Here is an 18,801-nt window from a genome sequence, read left to right on the forward strand (position 1 = left end):
AGCGCCTGTACCAGTTCCTCCAGATGCATCCCTCTGGATGCTTTCAGATACACGCAGTCCCCTCTCTGAACCTGGGCCAGCAGCGCGGGTTTCGCCTCTTCTGTATCTTTAAAATTCATCACCCTCGCTCCGGACCCGGCTTTCAGCGCGGTCCGGCCGATCCGGGCCGCCAGCTCTCCTACCGTCATCACCAGATCCACCTTCAGTCCCGCCAGCTTCTCTCCTACTTCCTCATGATATCTGCCTGTATCCGGCCCCAGTTCCAGCATATCTCCCAATACGGCAATCCGCCGTCCCTCACATGCCATATCCGCCAGGACGTTCAGCCCTGCCAGCATGGACGCGGGGCTGGCATTGTAGGTATCGTCCAGAATCTCCACGCCATTAGCCGCGGAGTACTGCAGCCTGCCGGCAAATCCGCGGAATTCCTTCAGCTTCTCCGCCGCGCACTCCACAGGAATTCCGAAATAATCTGCCACTGCCAGAGCGATCAGCGCGTTGATCACATTATGCCTGCCGGGCACAGACAATTCTACCGGAAGGCTTTTCCCTTTGTATTTCATCATGAAGGAAACCCGGTCCTGCCTGGGCACAATTTCTTCCGCCCGATAATCGCAGTCCTCCCCCGTGCCGCAGAGGATTACAGGGAAACCTGCGCTTTCTTTATGGGCCCGGAGGATCGGATCGTCCCCGTTGAAAAACAACGGGTCCCCCGGCTTCATCCCTGCCGTAATTTTCATTTTCTCCCGGTATATATTATCCTGAGATCCCAGAAGCTCGATATGGGCTACGCCAATATTGGTCACAACAGCCGCGTTTACCCCGGAAATTCCGGCGATCACTTCCATCTCTCCCGGTTCGCCGATCCCCAGCTCCAGCACCGCGACCTCATCCTCCGGGCCAATCTCCGAAAGAGTGATAGGCACGCCGATCTGGCTGTTTAAATTCTTTGCCGTTTTAAACACCCGCTTCCCGGCGGACAATGCCGCGGCAATCATCTCCCGGGTGGTGGTTTTTCCCACGCTGCCCGTAACGCCCACCGCCGGAACCGCTGATTTTTTCCTGCATAGCGCGCCGATTTTCTGCATGGCCTTCACGGTATCCTCCACCGCGATCCAGGCCTTGCCGGAAGAATCTTTCATCTCTTTATGCCTGCTGGTCAGCGCCGCTGACGCTCCTGCTTCCAGAGCCGCCTTTATCATCTCATGAGAATCCACACGGGCGCCGATGACAGGGACAAACAAATCCCCTTCCTGCACCGTGCGGGAATCTGTGCAGAGATGCAGACAGATGGTCTCCGGGTTTCCGCAGAGCACCTTTCCCCCTGCCGCCTCCGCAATTTCTCTTACTGTAAGCCTCATGTATTTCTCCTTTCTTCCTGACAGATTTCTTTCACCAGCGCGTGTTCTGAAAACGGCCGGCGGATTCCTCCTGTCTCCTGATAATCTTCATGTCCTTTTCCCGCCAGCAGGATCACATCGCCCCTTTTGGCGTTGGTCAGCGCATACCGGATCGCATCCTTTCTGTCCGGAATTACCCGGTAAAATCCGCTGCCTCTATGTATGCCGGACAAAATCTCCCCGATAATCTGTTTCGGGTCCTCAGTCCGGGAATTGTCTTCTGTAATAATGCTCAAGTCCGCGAAGCGGGCGCTGACCTCCCCCATCTGCTCCCGCCGTTCGTGATCCCGGTCCCCGCCGCAGCCAAACAGACAGACCAGACGTCTGGGACTGTAAGACCTGAGCGTACAGAGCACGGACTGCAGGCTCACAGCATTGTGGGCATAGTCAATGAGGACTGTTTTCGTCTCATCCTGCCACACCACTTCTGTCCTGCCTTTGATTCTGACGTCCTCCAGAGCCTTCTGAACGTCCTCCGGCCTGACGCCGCATTCCAGCGCGCAGGACGCCGCCAGCAACGCGTTTTGAACAGAAAAGCGGCCCGGCAGGGGCGTTCTGCATTCCATTTTTCCAAACCTTCCGGTGATCCAGAAGCGGACCCCGAACACGCCGGGTTCTCTCCAGAGCCGGATCTGACTGGCTCTGTAATCCGCTCTTCCAAACACCTGAAGCCTTCTGGCGTAGTCGCAGAGATGCCCTTTTTCCGGCTCCGTCCTGGCCACCAGCGGAACTCCCGAAAATGCCTGGGACATTTCATCCGCATACCGGTCGTCCCCATTGAGCAGAGCCCTGCGGCTCTGGCCGAACAATTTCATCTTACAGGCTTTATATTCATTGAAATCTGCATGCTCCCCTGCGCCGATATGGTCCGGCGACAGGTTGGTATAGATGCCCCAGGCAAAACGGATGCCTGCTGTCCGCTGCTGTTTCAGGGCCTGAGAAGACACCTCCATCACCACATGGGTACAGCCCTCCCGCACCATTTCCGCCAGCAGCTCCTGCAGCAGCAGGGCGCCGGGCGTGGTATTGCGCAGGCTCCTGTGCTCTCTGCCGGTCCAGACGCCGTTTGTCCCGATCAGTCCGGTTTTTCTGCCGCTTCTCTCCAGAATTCCGCGGAGCATAAAAGCAGTGGTGGTCTTTCCCTTTGTCCCTGTAATGCCTATAATCTCCAGCCGCTCTGCCGGACGGCCGTTCCAGGCGGCCGCCAGATCCGCCAGCGCCGCCCGGACATCTTCTGTTTCTATCAGCGCGGAGCCGGGTTCCCGCCAGTTTTTTTTCAGCAGCCCGCACAATTCCGGCCCGGCCACAATGCAGGCCGCCCCTCTGCCAGCCGCTTCTCTGGCATAATCCTCCCCGCCTTCACAAGGGCCGGACAGGCATACAAAGATCCCGTCCGGCTCTGTTTTTCTCGAATCATCTGTCACGGATGATATGTATCTCCGGTCATTTCCCTTTATCACCTTGTAAGAAAACTGCGTCCGCAATTCTCTAAAGGTCATTTTACTACCTGCCTTTTCCTCAAATTCTACAATCAGAAAAGTCCTGTAATCCTGCCGCTGTCATCCACATCAATGCCGAAGGCAGCCGGAGTCTTGGGAAGCCCTGGCATGGTCATGATATTTCCGGTCAGCGCCACAATAAATCCAGCGCCCGCGCTCACATATACCTCGCGGATCGTGATATCAAAGCCGGTGGGACGCCCCAGCCTGGAAGCGTCGTCTGACAGAGAATACTGGTTTTTCGCCATGCAGACGGGCAGATTGCCAAAGCCCAGCTCTTCTAAGCGTGCCAGCATCCGGGAAGCCGCAGGCGCGTATACTACGTTGTCCGCGCCGTAAATTTCTCTGGCAATGGTCCCAATCTTGGCTTTCAGCGGGAGATCCAGCTCGTAGAGAGGATGGTAATGGCTTTCCTTACTCTGCAAAGTCTCCAGCACCTTTTCAGCCAGAGCCATGCCGCCTTCCCCGCCTTTTGCCCAGACTTCGGACAGTGCGAATTCGCAGCCCCTCTCCTGGCAGAAATCTCTGATAAATTCATACTCCGCCTGGGTATCAGTGGCAAAGGCGTTCAGCGTCACTACCACAGGAACCCCGAATTTCTGCAGGTTTTCAATATGCTTTTCCAGATTTACGATCCCCTTTGCCAGCGCATCCAGATTTTCCTTTGCCAGCTCCTGTTTAGGCACGCCGCCGTTGTATTTCAGCGCTCTCACTGTGGCCACCAGCACCACTGCGTCCGGCTTTAATCCGGATTTGCGGCATTTAATATCGAAGAATTTCTCAGCCCCCAGATCCGCGCCGAACCCTGCCTCTGTGATCACGATATCCGCCAGCTTCAACGCAGTCTTAGTAGCGCGCACGCTGTTGCACCCATGGGCGATGTTGGCGAACGGCCCTCCGTGAACCAACGCAGGCGTGTGTTCCAGCGTCTGGATCAGGTTCGGCTTAATGGCGTCCTTTAAGAGGGCCGCCATCGCGCCCACCGCATTCAGCTGTGCGGCGGTTACAGGCTCTCCGCTTACAGTATATGCAGCAATGATCTTTCCCAGTCTTTCTTTCAGGTCTGCCATATCATTTGCCAGGCAGAGAATCGCCATAATTTCTGAGGCAACGGTAATCACAAAATGGTCTTCACGCACATACCCGTCCGCTTTGGCGCCCAGGCCTACCACCACATTGCGCAGCACCCGGTCGTTCATGTCCAGGCAGCGCTTCCACACAATCTGCCTGGTGTCGATGTTCAGGGCGTTCCCCTGCTGGATATGGTTGTCCAGCATAGCCGCCAGCAGGTTGTTGGCGGAAGTGATGGCATGGAAATCTCCGGTAAAGTGGAGATTCAGGTCCTCCATGGGAACCACCTGGGCGTAGCCGCCGCCGGCCGCGCCGCCCTTGATGCCGAAGCAGGGGCCCAGCGAAGGTTCCCGCAGACAGATCATGGCCTTCTGATTCAGCTTCGCCATGGCCTGGCCCAGCCCCACGCTGGTAGTTGTCTTCCCCTCTCCTGCCGGAGTAGGATTGATGGCTGTCACCAGCACCAGCTTACCGTCAGGCCGGTCCTTTACCTCTTCCCAGAGCTCATCCGACAGCTTTGCCTTGTACTTTCCGTACAGTTCCAGGTCGTCCCCGCTGATTCCATAAGGGGCAGCGACCTCTGTAATCGGAATCATCTGCGCCTCCTGTGCAATTTGAATATCTGTTTTCATCTTCTGAACCTCCATATGATTATATGATTTCATGAAATTCTTCCATCGTCATCAAAATCTTCCTGGGCTTCGTTCCTTCTTCCTCACCCACAACGCCGGCTTCCGCCAGCTGGTCCATGATTCTCGCCGCCCGGTTGAAACCGATTTTAAACGCCCGCTGCAGCATGCCGATAGACGCTTTATCTTTCTCAATGATAAACCGGCCGGCCTGTGCGAAATATTCATCCTTGTCCCCGCCATGGCCCGGCCCGCCTGTCTCGGCTGTTCCCGGACCGGACGCCTCCAGATTCACGTCGCTGTGACCTCCGCCAATCACGTTTGTCTGCCCGGAAAGGAATTCTACCACATTGCTGACCTCCTGGTCCGAAACAAAAGCGCCCTGTATGCGCACCGGCTTCTGATACCCATAAGGGTAAAACAGCATATCTCCTTTGCCCAGCAGCTTTTCCGCGCCGTTCATATCAATGATGGTACGGGAGTCCACGCCGGAAGAAACTGCAAACGCAATTCTGGACGGCACATTCGCCTTGATCAGGCCGGTAATCACGTTGACAGAAGGCCTCTGCGTGGCGATCACCAGATGGATACCCGCCGCCCGGGCCATCTGCGCCAGACGGCAGATCGCGTCCTCCACCTCCCCGGACGCCACCATCATCAGATCCGCCAACTCGTCCACAATGATCACAATCTGAGGCATTTTATTCAGCCCTTCCGGGCTGCCGGCGGTTTTCAGCGCTTCTTCAACCTTCTGATTGTATCCCTTCATATCCCGGACGTTCCATTCCGCGAATTTTTTGTAGCGGTCCGTCATCTCCGCCACCGCCCAGTTCAGAGCGCCTGCTGCTTTTTTGGGATCTGTCACCACAGGGATCAGCAGATGGGGGATGCCGTTGTACACGCTGAGCTCCACCACCTTGGGGTCTACCATCAGAAGCTTCACTTCAGACGGCTTCGCTTTGTAAATAATGCTCATAATCAGCGTATTGATACATACAGATTTACCGGAGCCCGTTGCCCCGGCGATCAGCAGATGGGGCATTTTCGCGATATCCGCCACCACTGTCTGCCCCGCGATATCTTTACCCACCGCGAATGCCAGACGGGAAGGATATTTTTTAAAATCTTCCCCTTCCAGAATATCCCGCAGCATCACCACAGAATTATCTTTATTCGGCACCTCGATGCCGATCGCCGCTTTTCCTGGAATCGGCGCCTCCATACGGATATCCGCAGCCGCCAGGTTCAGCTTAATATCATCGGTCAGCGCCACAATCCTGCTCACCTTTACCCCCTGTTCCGGCTGCAGCTCATACCGGGTCACGGCAGGCCCTCTGCTGATATTGGTGACCGTGACGCCCACGCCGAAATTCTGCAGGGTCTGCTGCAGCTTAATGGCTGTCTCCTTCAGCTCCCTGTCCAGCCCTTTCGCCCCTTTGGGAGCCGCTCCCCGCTTTAACAGCGTCAGAGGGGGAAACTCGTATTCTTTCAGCTCTATGTAAGGGTCAGGCCTGACAAAAGCTTCTTCCGACTCCTGCTTCGGTTCCGGCGGCGGCAGCTTCCTCTCTCCCGGCACGCCGTCCAGCTCCACTGTGATCACCTTGCCGCTCTTTGTCACTACAGTCTTATACTCATCCGCATCCTCCGGCTCTTTCTGCCTGGATCCGGCCTCTTGCGTATCCTCCGAAAGCACGGAAAAGGACGGCGCCTCCTTCGTCTCTTCTTCCGAGACGGAAACCGTTACAGAGCCCATATGGCGGGTCCTGTGATTTTGTTCCAGTTCTTCCAGCTCCCGGTCGCTGCGGCTGTCCCTGCCGGCCTGCACCACTTCCTCTTCCGGCTCTTCCGGATGGAGGCCGCTGATTGCCCCATAGAATTCGTCCGGGCTTTTCCTGGACTGCGTAAACTCCTCCATCCTTTCGCCGCGCAGAATCTCTTCCGGCGGCAGCGCCGCTTCCGAAGGATTCAGCAGTTCCGGCGCCTCCCGGGTCTCAGTCTTTTTCAGCCGGGTGGCCGGAGTCACTCCGGTAACAGGAGTTTCAAATCGGGCCTTCCTGGCCTCTTCCTGTTTTCTGCGAAGTTCCGCCAGCTCTTCTTCTTTTCTTCTGGCCCGCTCTTCTTTCCGGCTCTCTCTGCGCACCTCATGGAGCTCCTGATGATAATGCATATCCTCCTTCACCGTGTCATAGGCCCGGCGCGACGTATCATACGCCTTTCTGGAGCTTTTCTGCAGCAAGATGAGAAAAGACCGTTCCGTCAGCAGCACCAGGCCGATTACGGCCAGAGCGGCCAGCACCACATAGCTGCCCACCGCGCCCAAAAAAGGGCAGAGCGCCATGCACATCAGGCCGCCCACCACACCGCCGCCGCTGCCGTCTCTGGACGCGGCATAGTAATCCGCAACAGTCATATACGGATCAAATGACGGATAGGCGAACATCTGCCCGATTCCGCAAAGGGCAGCCGCAAGCACCACGGCGCCCGCCGCCTTCAGCCCGATTCCCCGGATATCCTGATTCGCGATCAAAAAACATACCATCAGGAACAGCAAAAAGGGCGTCACATAACCGAACCATCCAAAAATGCCCAAATTGGCAGATTTCAGATATTCTCCTGCTACGCCGCACCATCCAAAATTTGATAATATAAATAGAACAGATACTGCCAGAGTAGCCAGAATCAGAATTTCGTTGCCAAAGGAAATCCCTTTTTTCTTCTGATTCCGCCCTCCGCGCCCGGAGCTGCTTTTCTTTGCAGAGCCGCTTCTGGCAGCTGTTTTTTTCCTTCCGGAAGCGCCGGTCTTTCCGGATGTTTTCGCTGACGTTTGTTTTTTTCTTACTGCTTGTCCAGCCAAAACTGATTCCCCCTGTTTCTTTTTGGAATATCTCAATCAGTATATCATTTTTTCCCGGAATTGTCACCTGTAATTTCCCGCTCCCGCCCCATGAGCTGGTATAACTTGTCGAAAGCTTCCCGGATTCCGCCCACCTCGTTGATCAGCCCGGCTTCCACCGCTTCCTTCCCCACCAGAATCGTCCCCAGATCCTTAGTCATCTGCCCTGTTTCCATCATCATCTGTTCCACCCGGTCCTGTGAAACCCTGCTGTGAGCAGAAATAAATCCGGTAATGCGGTCCTGAATCTTTTGAAAATACTCATAAGTCTGAGGCGCGCCAATCACCATTCCGCTGAGCCGCACCGGATGAATCAGCATGGTTCCTGTGGGCACAATAAAAGAATAGTCCGTAGAAACCGCCAGCGGCACGCCAATAGAATGACTGCCTCCCAAAACCAGCGATACCGTAGGAATGGAAATAGAGGAAATCATTTCAGCAATCGCCAGACCCGCCTCCACATCGCCTCCCATAGTATTCAGAAGCACCAGCATCCCGCGGATAGAAGGATCATCCTCTATCTGGGCCAGCTTCGGCAGCACATGCTCATATTTTGTCGTTTTAGAGTTGGCAGAAAGATTATCATGCCCCTCAATTTCCCCAATTACAGAAAGCAGGTGAATCCTGCTGCCGCCCGGTTCCTGAAGCGTCAGCTGCCCGTTATCCCTGATCTGCTCCTGCTGCTGTTTTTCCTGTTCCTGTCTGTTTTCAGTTTCTCCCATATTAATTCCAAGCCTCCTTGATCACTCACCGGAAAACTCCCGATACACATCAGATTTTATTATCTCCCTTCAGGATGCGCAAAAAATAACAGGGCTATTCAGCAAAACAATTTTTTGTGAATGCCCTTGGGAAATAAAAAGAAGCAGGGTATATTTCGGCCTTGCTCCTATCAGTCAGTATATGCGGTTCAGTTCACCAAATTTTTGTTTGTCAAAGAGAAATAGAACCGAGCTTTTATCTGTTTTCTTTTTTGATTCTGATACTGCAAAAAGCAATGGTAGCTATCGCAATAAGCATTATGATATGGTCGATTCTCACGATTACATCAGAGAGAGGTGTAAGAAAGATATTTACGCCTGAAATTAGCAGCGTTATCATCAAAATGACTACACACACAATCCGTATTTTTTTCATAATCGTCACTCCCTAAAATCAAATTCTTCATTCCGCCAAACTGGAATTTGACGAATACTCATTCTTTATTTTTTTACACCGATTAGTAACAACCATCTATGGTCAAACCATATTTGCCCTTCTTTCCAATATGGCTCAAAGCCTGTCTTTACACCGCCATTTATATCAGCAGTCATAAGCTCAACTATATGTTTTTGAATATCCACAGGCGTATCTGTCAGTTCCATCCAACTTTGAAGATTCACAGGTACAAGAGTTGTTTCCTTCACTTGAAGATCAAACTCATCCTGATACAGCAATACAAATTCCTCCCGGCTCAATATTCGTGTGTGGGAATCATCACGCATTTTTTCTATGGCATCATCACTTTCTCTCAATTCCTCTGCTGCAGCTTCCATATCCCAGACCACTAATTTCCCGCCGTTTTTTAGCACTCTTTGCATCTCACCAAAAAGTTTTTGCGGTTCTGTAAAATGATGCAGAGACAGTCTTGTAATGACAAGGTCGAAGGAACCGTCATCATAGGGTAATTTCATTGCATTACCTATAACAAAAGATATGTTTTGAATATGATTTTTTTCAGCAAGTTTCTTTCCCTGCTCAAGCATCTCTTCCGTCAAATCCAAGCAAATAACATCTTTTACATAAGGTGCCAGGGCTCTCCCGCATATACAGGTTCCGGCTGCAACCTCCAATGTGTGTTCATTGCCTTCTGCATTAATCCGCCCTATCAAATAATCGGTGTATTCTACCTTAGACATATGATATGCTGCAAATTTTTCCGCCTGCTTTCCAAATGACTTTTTTACTTTGTCGTAGTTATTCATAGTGCCGTCCCTTTCTTTGGAATAATAAATTTGTCCATATCATTTTGTTCCAGTTTAAGCAGTGCAATTTTATTCTTAATACCTCCACCGTAACCTGTCAAAGAGCGATTTGAGCCTACCACCCTGTGGCAGGGAACTATGAGGCAAATAGGATTCCACCCGACAGCACCGCCAACTGCACGGGAAGACATCTTTTCAATTCCCCGTTTTTTCGCAATGTCTCCTGCGATGTCTCCATATGTTAGCGTTTCCCCATAGGGAATTGACAGCATATATTCCATGACTTCCTTCCGAAAGTCCGTAAGGTTTTCTATTTTGTATTTCGGAACAAAATCCGGTTTTTTTCCTTCAAAATATAAATCCAACCACTTCATCGTATCTTCAAAAACCGGAAGTAGCTTTTCTGCGCAGTCAATACAATGCTTGGCTGCATCTCTTGAACCTTCAAACCATAAACCTGTAAGAAATTCTCCATCGCTGTTCATCCAAATATCCGAAAAACCATCAGGTGTTTTGTAATAATATTTGTACTTCATCGCCTTACACCTCTTTTCAACACCATCTATTTTCCCATATACTCATTGGAATCTTTAGGCGCTTCCTCTCTATCCACATCCGTATACTCACGAATAGCCGAACACACTGTAATTTTGTAGCTTTCAAACAGTTGTTCTTTTCCTTCCTTTTGGCACATACGATGCTCCATCACATTTCTCCAGCGTTCTACTGCCATTTCGTCTGTCCAGACATTCATAGACAGCAATTTTCCTTCCTCGTTCAGACTTAAAAACCTTTCTGCACGAATAAATCCTTCAAACCCGGACAACATAGACTTTAACATTGCGGCGTTATCAAGATATTTTTGCATTCCCACCTTTGTAGGTTTTACTTCAAACAATACAATCACTTTACTCATGTCGAAAATCTCCTGTTTTCTTTTTGTTTTTACTTTCTCTCCGGTATTCAGACGGCGTGATCTTTTCTTCTTTTTTGAAAAAGCTATAGAACGCCGATAAACTGCCAAATCCAACCGAGTAGGCAATATCAATTACTTTTTTATCGGTGTCCTTCAAAAGCCGTTTTGCTTCTGCTAGTCGGAGATGGTCGGCATAGGCTTTTGGTGTCATTCCGTATTCATCCTTAAAAATATCAGCAAGACGCCGTCCCGTGATGCCAACCTCATTCAGTTTTTTGCACAAATCAGCCTGCTCACGATAGACTTTTTCAATTTTGCATTTTACATCCTCGGCGATCTGCTTCATGGGCTGATAGTCGATCAAATCACTTCTACAGCGTTTGCAGGGACGAAATCCGGCTTTTCTTGCCTGCTCTGATGTTTCAAAGAAACAGATATTTTCCTTTTTGGGTGGTTTTGACTTACAGGAAGGACGGCAGTATATTCCTGTCGTTTTTACAGCGTAAAAGAAAACGCCGTCATATCCCGCATCATTGTTCAAAACTGCCTGCCACATTTCCTGTTCCGTCATGATTTTTTCCTCGCTGGTGCAGGATCAGTAAGCTCAGGAATCGCACCTCCTGCGATTGCCCATAGATAAAGGCTGGCAACTGTACCATAAGGGGAATATCTTTTTCGGTATCGTTCAAACTTTGCCCTATCTATTTCTTTATGGCGATACAGCATACGCATTCCCCGTATAATAGCCAAATCTCCATAGCTGACCACATCGGGACGCTGCATACAGAATGTCATAATCATTTCCGCAGTCCAGACACCAATCCCCTTTAGAGAAGACAATTCCTGAATTACCTGTTCATCTGCCATATGATCCAGAGCAGATATATCAAAGGAACCCTCTCTGACCTTCCCGGTGAAGTCCAGAATGTAGTCTGCCTTTTTGTAGGTCATGCCTATAGATTGTAATTCATCACGGTTTAACGACGAGATACTATCAGCGCTTACATCACCAACTTTATCAGACAATCTATTCCATAGTGTTGCCTGCGCTGCAGTTGAGATCTGCTGTCCAATGATATGATGGACAACGGATGAGAATAAATCATTATCAACTTTACGGTCGATATGTCCAATTCGGTCAATGACCGCTGCTAATTTTTTATCCTTAGATTTCAAATAATCTATTTCTTTTTCACCATAACGAAAGTACAAATGATTCACCTCCATAACGAAAGAATAGCACTTTGGAGCGATAATTTCTTTTCGTTTTTGGAAATCTAATTTTATATATTGATCTCATTAAATTCTAAGTTATCGCAACACCATCCTCTTGAACTTGCGTTCAAGAAGCATCCCTCGCTCTGCTCGGTCAATTCTAATTTATCGCTCCCATTTTAGATAAACCATATCTACTAATTGTACTCCGTCTTCAAACATCAGATGGTCATAATTATCTACAAAAAAATTCTTTACTCTGTGCGATTCTTTGAAACCACAGCTTTTGTAAAAGGACAGCGACGAATAGCAGTCACCCGTTCCTACAAACATAACATTGCAACTTGAGCAATGAGTGAATATAAATTCTATCAGTTTTCTCCCATACCCTTTTCGCCAGTAATTAGGCAAAACAGCAATGTTTTTCAGTTCATAAACGCCGATATCTTCTTGTGTGATTACACATTCAGCTTTCACGCCATCGTCATCCAAAACAAACATTTCACCGCGTTCAAGGTATCTATCTATCATGGCTTCAGACTCATCAGCCAGTAATAGCAGGTCTATATACTTTTTCTTATTATCAGTAATTTTCCTTATATCCATTATTTTCCTCCACAAACTTTCATTTGTCAAACTGTTTCATTATCTATATAGACGGAAAAAGCCAGCAAAAAATTCCGAACCATGGCTATATTATAGCATGCTTCGGTCTATTAGTCTCACTCCAAAGCCCAGAATTTACAAATTCTCAACATTTGTTAGAGTGATAACATCGTAGGTTTGCTCAAGATAATGCTTGTGCTTATTCTTCTCACTCCAACAGGACCAAGTAGTAAAATTGTTTTTGCAGGCAAATGTCATTTTTTATCAAACAGAGCCTCAGCCAGAAGCCCCCTCAGCAGAGAGGCGGAAGAAAAAGCGGAGGAGGCTATTTGCCGTAAGGCATCGAGCCTCCGGAGCTTTCTCTTCCGCCTCTTTGCGACTCCCTCCGGGGGATGCGCAGCTAAAGCGACCGCGCTTCAGCGAGAGAGTCCGGCGGACCGGACTTTATATCAGATCAGCCCTTATGACGATATTTCGCCGCAATAGCATTCATCTGCTCCCACTTTTCTTCCATGTCCTGTACCAGTTTCAGCTGTGTGCGGCAGCGTGCCAGATTTTGCCCCTCCCAGTGGATTTTAAAATAAGTATCCCCCTGAAGGTAATCTGTCAGAAACCTCATCCCGCATTCCAGTGTCATCATCTTCGCACCCACCGGCAGCAGGGACAGTTCCGCAGTAGTCAGACTTTTGCCGCATCCTTCGAGAAATCCTTTTGTATAAGCTTCGAACAGCTCCATATCGCAGGACACTTTGGACAGGTCTGTTTCGTCTTCCGCAGCCGTGCTGGCGCCGAACCGGATGGAATCACCGTAATCATGCAGCGCCAGCCCCGGCATCACCGTATCCAGATCAATCACGCAAATTCCTTTTCCGGTCCCGTTGTCGATCATGATATTGTTCAGCTTCGTATCATTGTGGGTTACCCGGAGAGGGATTTCACCGCATTTTAATTTATCTGACAAAATATGAGTAAACGCTTCCCGCTCCAGAATGAAACGCGCTTCATTCCCTGCCTGCGCCGCCCTGCCGCATTTGTCTTCCTCCAGAGCCTTTTTTAATGCTTCCAGGCGCGCCGGAGTATTGTGAAAATCCGGAATCGTTTCATGCAGGCTGCCTGCCGGAAAGTCCGCCAGCTGCTGCTGGAAACGGCCGAACGCCAGGGCGCTCTGGTAAAAATCCTCCGGCCTCTCCGCCTGGTCATAGCTAGTGGCATTTTCAATAAAACGGTAAAGCCTCCAGTAGTTTCCGGTCATATCCTGATAAAAGCTCTCGCCTGCCCTGGATGGGATCACATTCAGCGTTTCCCGATCCGGATCACCGCCTCTTTCCAAAATTTTTTTTCGCAGGAATGAGGTGACATTCACGATATTTTCCATCAGTGCCCTGGGATCGTAAAAAATATTGACGTTCATCCGCTGAAGAATATAGCGTTTCCTCCCGGATTTTTCTTCCATCGTGACGCGGAAAGTATCATTGATATGGCCGCTTCCGTACGGGATTACTTCCGCAATTTTCCCTTCCGGTTCAAACTGCCCTAAAATCTCCTGCCAGTTCCATAATTCCTGCATCACTGTTCCTCCCACAAGTTCTGCGGATAGAGGCCGCTGTCTTTTAAAGCCTGGATTGCCTGTACCACCTTAGCCTTATCCTCCTGATAAGTGACCCCGTACCACCTGTCCGGGGACTGCAGCACTTCTGCAGTAATTTTTCCCTGCTCCAACAGCTCTCCCACTCTTCCGGGCAGCAGATACTCACACTTCAACGGATTTTTCGTCAGATTTTTTTCCAGGAAAGCCTGGAAGCCATTTTCCAGCTCCTGCAGAATTCCTTTGGGAAAACCCCACAGATTCATGGATACAATGCTCTCGGGCGAGATACCGGTCCAGGTTTTTCCGCCATCTTCCGTATAGGCCGCGCCCTGAGGAGTTTTTTCAATATGAATTCTTTCCCTGATTTCTGCCAAATGCCTTTCTCCGTCCACTGTACATACGCCTCTGGCCACATGCCCGTTTTCACTCAGGGTGTTTTTCAGAATATAACCCACCATAGCGCACCGGGATTCATCCCCTCCCTTTTGGCACAGGTAGTCGAATATCGCCCGGAACGCCTGGGGGCCGTAATAGTCGTCCGCATTAATCACTGCAAACGGACCGTCCACTGCCAAACGGCAGCTCATTACCGCCTGGGCCGTTCCCCAGGGTTTCACTCTTCCTTCCGGCACAGTAAATCCTGAAGGCAGGTCCTGAAGGTCCTGATAAACATAGTCTGTTTCAATCTGCCGCCCAATCCGGCGCCCGATCGCCTCCATAAAATCTTCTTCATCCTCTTTTTTGATGATAAACACCACTTTTTCAAAGCCGGCGCGTTTTGCGTCAAAAATAGAAAAATCCATGATAATATTTCCGCAGCTGTCTATGGGATCGATTTGCTTCAGACCGCCGTAGCGGCTTCCCATGCCTGCTGCCATAATGACCAGTACAGGTTTTTTCATTGTGATTCTCTGCTCCCTCTATAATCTGTCAGTCACTTCCGGGGTCGGCGCCATGCCCTTTCAGTTACCCTTAGTATAGTTCTTCCGGCCATCAAAATCTTTATCTTATTTTTCTCATTTTTTACACGATTGTATCCTTCTTACCGTGCACAATCAGGCGTAATAGTACCAAGTCCCGTTATATACTCACGCCAAAATTCCTTCCAGATAATTTCACTGGGGACTGTAGTCTTCTCCAACGGCGACTTTTCGCCGCAGTCACTGGGGGAAAAGACTACCGTGTAGATTTCCCCGTCATTTAGCTTTTCCGGGTCCAACCCTGCGCTGATAAAGGGCAAATAATCGGAGCAGCCCGCATCGTTGGTAACGACAAGTCCCGTTTCCATAAGCTGCTTGATCTCGGAACCAGTCATATCCCTGGTGGAGACCGGATCATTATATCGGGGGCCAATAGGTATATCAATGTTCTTAGTGTCCAAATCGCCCTTATAGTATTTGCCGTTGGCCGCCGCAACCAATCGTATCCCCGGGGTATACCGCTGTACTGTACAAAGCGAAATGTCCCCAAGTCCTGTGGCATAGAGCGCATTGACCACCAGGCGCGCAGTCTGTTCTGTTGTCAGATCCTCGCTTACCGTGGCCAGAGTGTTGACGGTATTCTGATTTTTAATAGTATCCTGACGAATGGAATCCATCAGTTCAAATGCTCCGTCCAAATCACCGCCGTTGGTGACAGACTCCCGGAGGTATTCTCCCGTAATGGCAAGCAGGTCCTCATAACCAGAGTACAGAAACGGTGCGGCATGGCCTCGGTTCATAGTTTCATTGAGAGGAGCAAATTCCTCTGGCAGCTGGGCTGTGGAACCCACAAGAGGTAAAATATCCGCTTCACTGGAACGGGACAGTTCCTGACCTTCCTCGGTGGAAAACATCTCCAGCAGCTTCAGAGCGTTTTCCAGCTTTTTCTCATTGCCAGGTTCACCCAGGCGCTTGTTGAGGCCGATCTTAAGCCCATAGTTCGTGGCGCAGAATTCACTATCCTCGCCTAGACCATATATTGGAAAGGTCCCGAACTCATCCGAGGATTCCCTGATCTTCCCCAGGAAAAATGACTGCCCGCCCACCAGATATGTCATTGCGCATTCGCGGTTAATCAACATTTTTATGCCCTGCTGATCGCTCATATCTGTCTGTTCGGCGTCGAATATCCCGGCGTCCACCCAATCCTTCAGCAGTGCAAGGCCAGTGCCGAAGCCCTCCCGGGAGGACGCCTCTCCTTCCGCGAATTCCCGCGCCCAGGTAACGCCGTCCGCCGTCATCAGGAAGTCGCAGTGGGACAATTCGCTCATCAGGGTAAAATAGGTTCCGGAATATACTCCGGGCAGGGTCATTGGCATGATGTCTGATTCAGCATGGATATTTTTTACTAAAGAAATAAATTCCTCGTGGTTGGTCGGAACATTCCATCCTTTCTCTGCAAACAGTGTTTTGTTATAGGCGATTCCCCGAGCGCTGGTGGGGCCCTCCAGCATGTAGATCCCGCCGTCCACCGAGAGATTCGTTAGGACACTTGCTTTATAGTTCTGTACAAAGCCATAGCCAGAGAGGTCCAGCAGGGTCTCCTTCTGAATGCTGCCTTCCGGCGCGTAGGAGGCAAGAATAATATCAGGCAGATCATTCTGCTCAAATCGTTCCTGGATATATACAGAAACAGCGGCCCCATAATAGGGCTGTACATCAAAGATGACATCAGGGTCTTCTGCAGTCAGCTTGTCCAGAAGCGGTTCAATTCCCTGGTTGGGTGTCAGAATGCTGAGGGAATGATCCTCTGCTTTGCCTCCACACCCACATAGAGTTCCCGTCAGTACAACGGCAAGCAGTGCTGTAGTCAGCATACGGAATAAAATAGTTGTTTTTTTCAAATTAATTTCCTCCTCTTTTTCTGTCAGGGTGATATTTATAGAGAACGGCCTTGAGCCTGCCAAGATCCAGAGGCTTGGCCAAATGGTCATTCATACCGGCTGCCCGGGTCTTCTCCACATCCTCGGCAAACGCATCTGCCGTCATCGCTACAATGGGCACGTTGGCATCGCTGCGCGGCAGGCAGCGAATGGCCCGGGCAGCAGCCAGGCCGTCCATCACCGGCATACGCAAGTCCATGAATATGATATGATACTGCCCTTCGGCAGAAGCGGCAAACCGGTCCACAGCCTGCTGTCCGTCAGCAGCTGTATCCACAATCAAGCCCAATTCTTCCAGGATGTCCGATGCGATCAGTCGGTTCAGTTCATTATCCTCTGCCAGAAGCACATGCATTCCGGTTACCGTTCCCTGATCCGACAGCTCCCCAAACGCTTCGGAATCCTGAACCGGCAGTGTTACAGTCATCGGAAGAATCACGGAAAAGCGGCTCCCTTTCCCAGGGGCGCTCTCCACCAGGATATCTCCCTGAAGCTTTTCCACCAGGCTTTTGACAATAGACAGCCCCAGCCCTGTGCCTTTATACTGCGTGCGGCTGTCGCTGTTTTCCTGACTGAAGGGTTCAAACATACGGGCCACAAACTCCGCGGACATACCGATCCCGGTATCGCGCACCTCAAATGTGTACAGGGCAACCCCATTCTGCGGGCTCTCCTGGGCGGCTCTCAAGGTGATGGCCCCCTTTTCCGGGGTGAATTTCACTGCATTGCCCAGCAAATTAGTAAGAATCTGATTGAGCAGCAGCTCGTCACTCTCTGCCCAGCAATCAATCAGCCCGCCGGTATCTACCCTGACCTCAATATTTTTTTGTCTTGCCAAAGCCTCAATGTTTGTAATGCATCCGCGCAGCAGCACATGAATATCCAGGGGCGCAGTGCGGACTTCCACCTTGCCCTGTTCGATCCTGGACATATCCAGAATATCGTTAATGAGCAGCATCAGCTGATGGGAACTTTGGTCAATTTTATTCAGGTAACCGGATGGGTCATCGTAGTCCCGTATGGCAAGATGGCACATCCCCATAATACCGTTCAGAGGCGTGCGGATATCATGGGACATATTGGAGAGAAATTCGCTTTTGGACCGGCTGGCCCGCTCCGCCTCTCGCAGGGCTGTCTGCTGCGCTTCCAGGGTTCTGCGTGCGTTCAGACGCATAAACAAAATCAGTACAACAGACAGCGCAAAGGCGATTCCAGCCATCTGCAGAATCAGCTTCTGCACGAGTTCCGTTGTACCGCCGCTTACATTTTCCTCCGGTATGAATAGGACCATTGCCCAACGCTCCGCGACAGGTGCGCTGGAAACGAAATAACGCATATCCTCAAGGAGTATCTCCCCTGTAAAAAAATCCTGCCGTTCCACTGCATCCACCAGCGCCTCATAAGTGGTATCGTACAAAAATTCGGCGTTATTCAGCGCTGTTATAACATTATAGGCAGGCAGGACCTCTGTATTGGAGGTTTGATGATACAGCCGCGTGCCGTCTGTCTTTGTGATGTAGGTGGAGTTGCCCGCGCCAAAAGACGAAACCTCCAGTTCTGGGAGCAAAATGTTCATGTCGATTGTCAGAGCGACATGCGTCAGCGTAACTCCATCGTTCAGCAGAATAGGCTGCGGCAGCCGCTGAAGAAAGAGCATCTGCTCAGTTCCGTCTGTATTGGATTCACGTATTGCAATCTGATGGTCAGGTAGATCAGTTGGCAGCATCTTTGGCAATGGCCAGCGAGTGACAGTGCCCTCCCAGTTGTAACTGCTGCTGCCGGAATCTATGCAGCTAAAAGTCCAGGGAGAATGGGCTTCACTGTTCTGGCTCATATCTACCAGGTTGTCCAGAAGTTCCTGGGTGCTGCGCGCCGGAAACCGCTGTATTGTATAGACCAGCTGGTGCAGCTTCTCCCATTCGTTTTTAATGGAAAGATTCACCAATTCCGAGCTTTTTTTCACATTTTGTTCCATACTGTACAGCCGCTGTATGTATAGCTGTTCGTCCAAAGAAGAAGCAAACAGTATGCTAAGTACCAGCACCAGTACAACGGCGACCAGCATCAGCGGAAATATGTAATTACGCTTATGAGACGCAGTTTTCTTTATTTTATCACTCACAGGCCTTCTCCTTTTTTTCTGTGCTAGATTTCAGC

The 18,801-nt window shown here is 50.3% G+C and carries 14 protein-coding genes and 2 pseudogenes; all 16 read right to left on the reverse strand.

What is annotated here, in order from left to right:
• Window positions 1–11: 11 nt before the first annotated feature.
• Window positions 12–1,361 (reverse strand): annotated as a pseudogene (locus EV209_RS16965) (UDP-N-acetylmuramoyl-tripeptide--D-alanyl-D-alanine ligase); the annotation flags it as partial.
• Window positions 1,358–2,899 (reverse strand): UDP-N-acetylmuramoyl-L-alanyl-D-glutamate--2,6-diaminopimelate ligase, encoded by a 1,542-nt coding sequence (locus tag EV209_RS07325; RefSeq protein WP_130434601.1) that lies wholly within the window; start codon window positions 2,897–2,899, stop codon window positions 1,358–1,360. The gene EV209_RS07325 and the pseudogene EV209_RS16965, both read right to left, overlap by 4 nt.
• A gap of 32 nt (window positions 2,900–2,931) precedes the next feature.
• Window positions 2,932–4,602: a formate--tetrahydrofolate ligase gene (locus EV209_RS07330; protein WP_130434603.1), complete on the reverse strand. Its 1,671-nt coding sequence runs from the start codon at window positions 4,600–4,602 to the stop codon at window positions 2,932–2,934.
• Window positions 4,603–4,621: 19 nt separating this feature from the next.
• A complete protein-coding gene (locus EV209_RS07335) occupies window positions 4,622–7,453 on the reverse strand; it encodes an FtsK/SpoIIIE family DNA translocase (RefSeq protein WP_243647537.1) in 2,832 nt (943 codons plus the stop codon).
• A gap of 44 nt (window positions 7,454–7,497) precedes the next feature.
• Window positions 7,498–8,214: a ClpP family protease gene (locus EV209_RS07340; RefSeq protein WP_130434607.1), complete on the reverse strand. Its 717-nt coding sequence runs from the start codon at window positions 8,212–8,214 to the stop codon at window positions 7,498–7,500.
• 480 nt (window positions 8,215–8,694) lie between these two features.
• The gene (locus tag EV209_RS07350) at window positions 8,695–9,456 is read right to left on the reverse strand and encodes a class I SAM-dependent methyltransferase (protein ID WP_130434611.1); all 762 of its coding nucleotides are present in this window, start codon (window positions 9,454–9,456) and stop codon (window positions 8,695–8,697) included.
• On the reverse strand, window positions 9,453–9,992 hold the full coding sequence (locus EV209_RS07355) for a methylated-DNA--[protein]-cysteine S-methyltransferase (protein WP_130434613.1): 540 nt from the start codon (window positions 9,990–9,992) through the stop codon (window positions 9,453–9,455). The genes EV209_RS07350 and EV209_RS07355 overlap by 4 nt, the downstream gene beginning before the upstream one ends.
• Window positions 9,993–10,018: 26 nt before the next feature.
• Window positions 10,019–10,372 carry an antibiotic biosynthesis monooxygenase family protein gene (locus EV209_RS07360; RefSeq protein ID WP_130434615.1) on the reverse strand — a complete coding sequence of 118 codons (354 nt, stop codon included), beginning with the start codon at window positions 10,370–10,372 and terminating at the stop codon, window positions 10,019–10,021.
• Complete coding sequence (locus EV209_RS16645) at window positions 10,365–10,718, reverse strand: helix-turn-helix domain-containing protein (RefSeq protein WP_243647549.1); 354 nt, start codon at window positions 10,716–10,718, stop codon at window positions 10,365–10,367. Before EV209_RS16645 ends, EV209_RS07360 begins: the two co-directional genes overlap by 8 nt.
• A gap of 33 nt (window positions 10,719–10,751) precedes the next feature.
• A pseudogene (locus EV209_RS17080) lies at window positions 10,752–10,943 on the reverse strand (Ada metal-binding domain-containing protein); the annotation flags it as partial.
• Complete coding sequence (locus tag EV209_RS07370; RefSeq protein ID WP_207220584.1) at window positions 10,940–11,584, reverse strand: DNA-3-methyladenine glycosylase family protein; 645 nt, start codon at window positions 11,582–11,584, stop codon at window positions 10,940–10,942. The pseudogene EV209_RS17080 and the gene EV209_RS07370, both read right to left, overlap by 4 nt.
• Window positions 11,585–11,752: 168 nt before the next feature.
• Window positions 11,753–12,193 (reverse strand): GNAT family N-acetyltransferase, encoded by a 441-nt coding sequence (locus EV209_RS07375; protein WP_130434621.1) that lies wholly within the window; start codon window positions 12,191–12,193, stop codon window positions 11,753–11,755.
• 454 nt (window positions 12,194–12,647) lie between these two features.
• Window positions 12,648–13,760, reverse strand: a complete 1,113-nt coding sequence (locus tag EV209_RS07380; protein WP_130434623.1) for a phosphotransferase enzyme family protein — start codon at window positions 13,758–13,760, stop codon at window positions 12,648–12,650.
• A complete protein-coding gene (locus EV209_RS07385) occupies window positions 13,760–14,683 on the reverse strand; it encodes a nucleotidyltransferase family protein (RefSeq protein ID WP_130434625.1) in 924 nt (307 codons plus the stop codon). Before EV209_RS07385 ends, EV209_RS07380 begins: the two co-directional genes overlap by 1 nt.
• Before the next feature lie 140 nt (window positions 14,684–14,823).
• Entirely contained in the window at window positions 14,824–16,605 is a 1,782-nt protein-coding gene (locus EV209_RS07390; protein WP_165388854.1) for a type 2 periplasmic-binding domain-containing protein, read from the reverse strand.
• Window position 16,606: 1 nt separating this feature from the next.
• Window positions 16,607–18,766, reverse strand: a complete 2,160-nt coding sequence (locus EV209_RS07395; protein WP_130434629.1) for a hybrid sensor histidine kinase/response regulator — start codon at window positions 18,764–18,766, stop codon at window positions 16,607–16,609.
• Window positions 18,767–18,801 lie beyond the last annotated feature (35 nt).

It is taken from the genome of Cuneatibacter caecimuris (assembly GCF_004216775.1).
In the GTDB taxonomy this organism is placed as follows: Bacteria; Bacillota; Clostridia; order Lachnospirales; family Lachnospiraceae; genus Cuneatibacter; species Cuneatibacter caecimuris.

Excerpts from the sequence above, each read along its gene's own strand:
- EV209_RS07330 (WP_130434603.1), bottom strand. The coding sequence starts at position 4,602 with ATGAAAACAGATATTCAAATTGCACAGGAGGCGCAGATGATTCCGATT.
- EV209_RS07340 (WP_130434607.1), bottom strand. The coding sequence starts at position 8,214 with ATGGGAGAAACTGAAAACAGACAGGAACAGGAAAAACAGCAGCAGGAG.
- EV209_RS07385 (WP_130434625.1), bottom strand. The coding sequence starts at position 14,683 with ATGAAAAAACCTGTACTGGTCATTATGGCAGCAGGCATGGGAAGCCGC.
- EV209_RS16645 (WP_243647549.1), bottom strand. The coding sequence starts at position 10,718 with ATGAAGCAGATCGCCGAGGATGTAAAATGCAAAATTGAAAAAGTCTAT.
- EV209_RS07375 (WP_130434621.1), bottom strand. The coding sequence starts at position 12,193 with ATGGATATAAGGAAAATTACTGATAATAAGAAAAAGTATATAGACCTG.
- EV209_RS07325 (WP_130434601.1), bottom strand. The coding sequence starts at position 2,899 with ATGACCTTTAGAGAATTGCGGACGCAGTTTTCTTACAAGGTGATAAAG.
- EV209_RS07380 (WP_130434623.1), bottom strand. The coding sequence starts at position 13,760 with ATGCAGGAATTATGGAACTGGCAGGAGATTTTAGGGCAGTTTGAACCG.
- EV209_RS07350 (WP_130434611.1), bottom strand. The coding sequence starts at position 9,456 with ATGAATAACTACGACAAAGTAAAAAAGTCATTTGGAAAGCAGGCGGAA.
- EV209_RS07360 (WP_130434615.1), bottom strand. The coding sequence starts at position 10,372 with ATGAGTAAAGTGATTGTATTGTTTGAAGTAAAACCTACAAAGGTGGGA.
- EV209_RS07355 (WP_130434613.1), bottom strand. The coding sequence starts at position 9,992 with ATGAAGTACAAATATTATTACAAAACACCTGATGGTTTTTCGGATATT.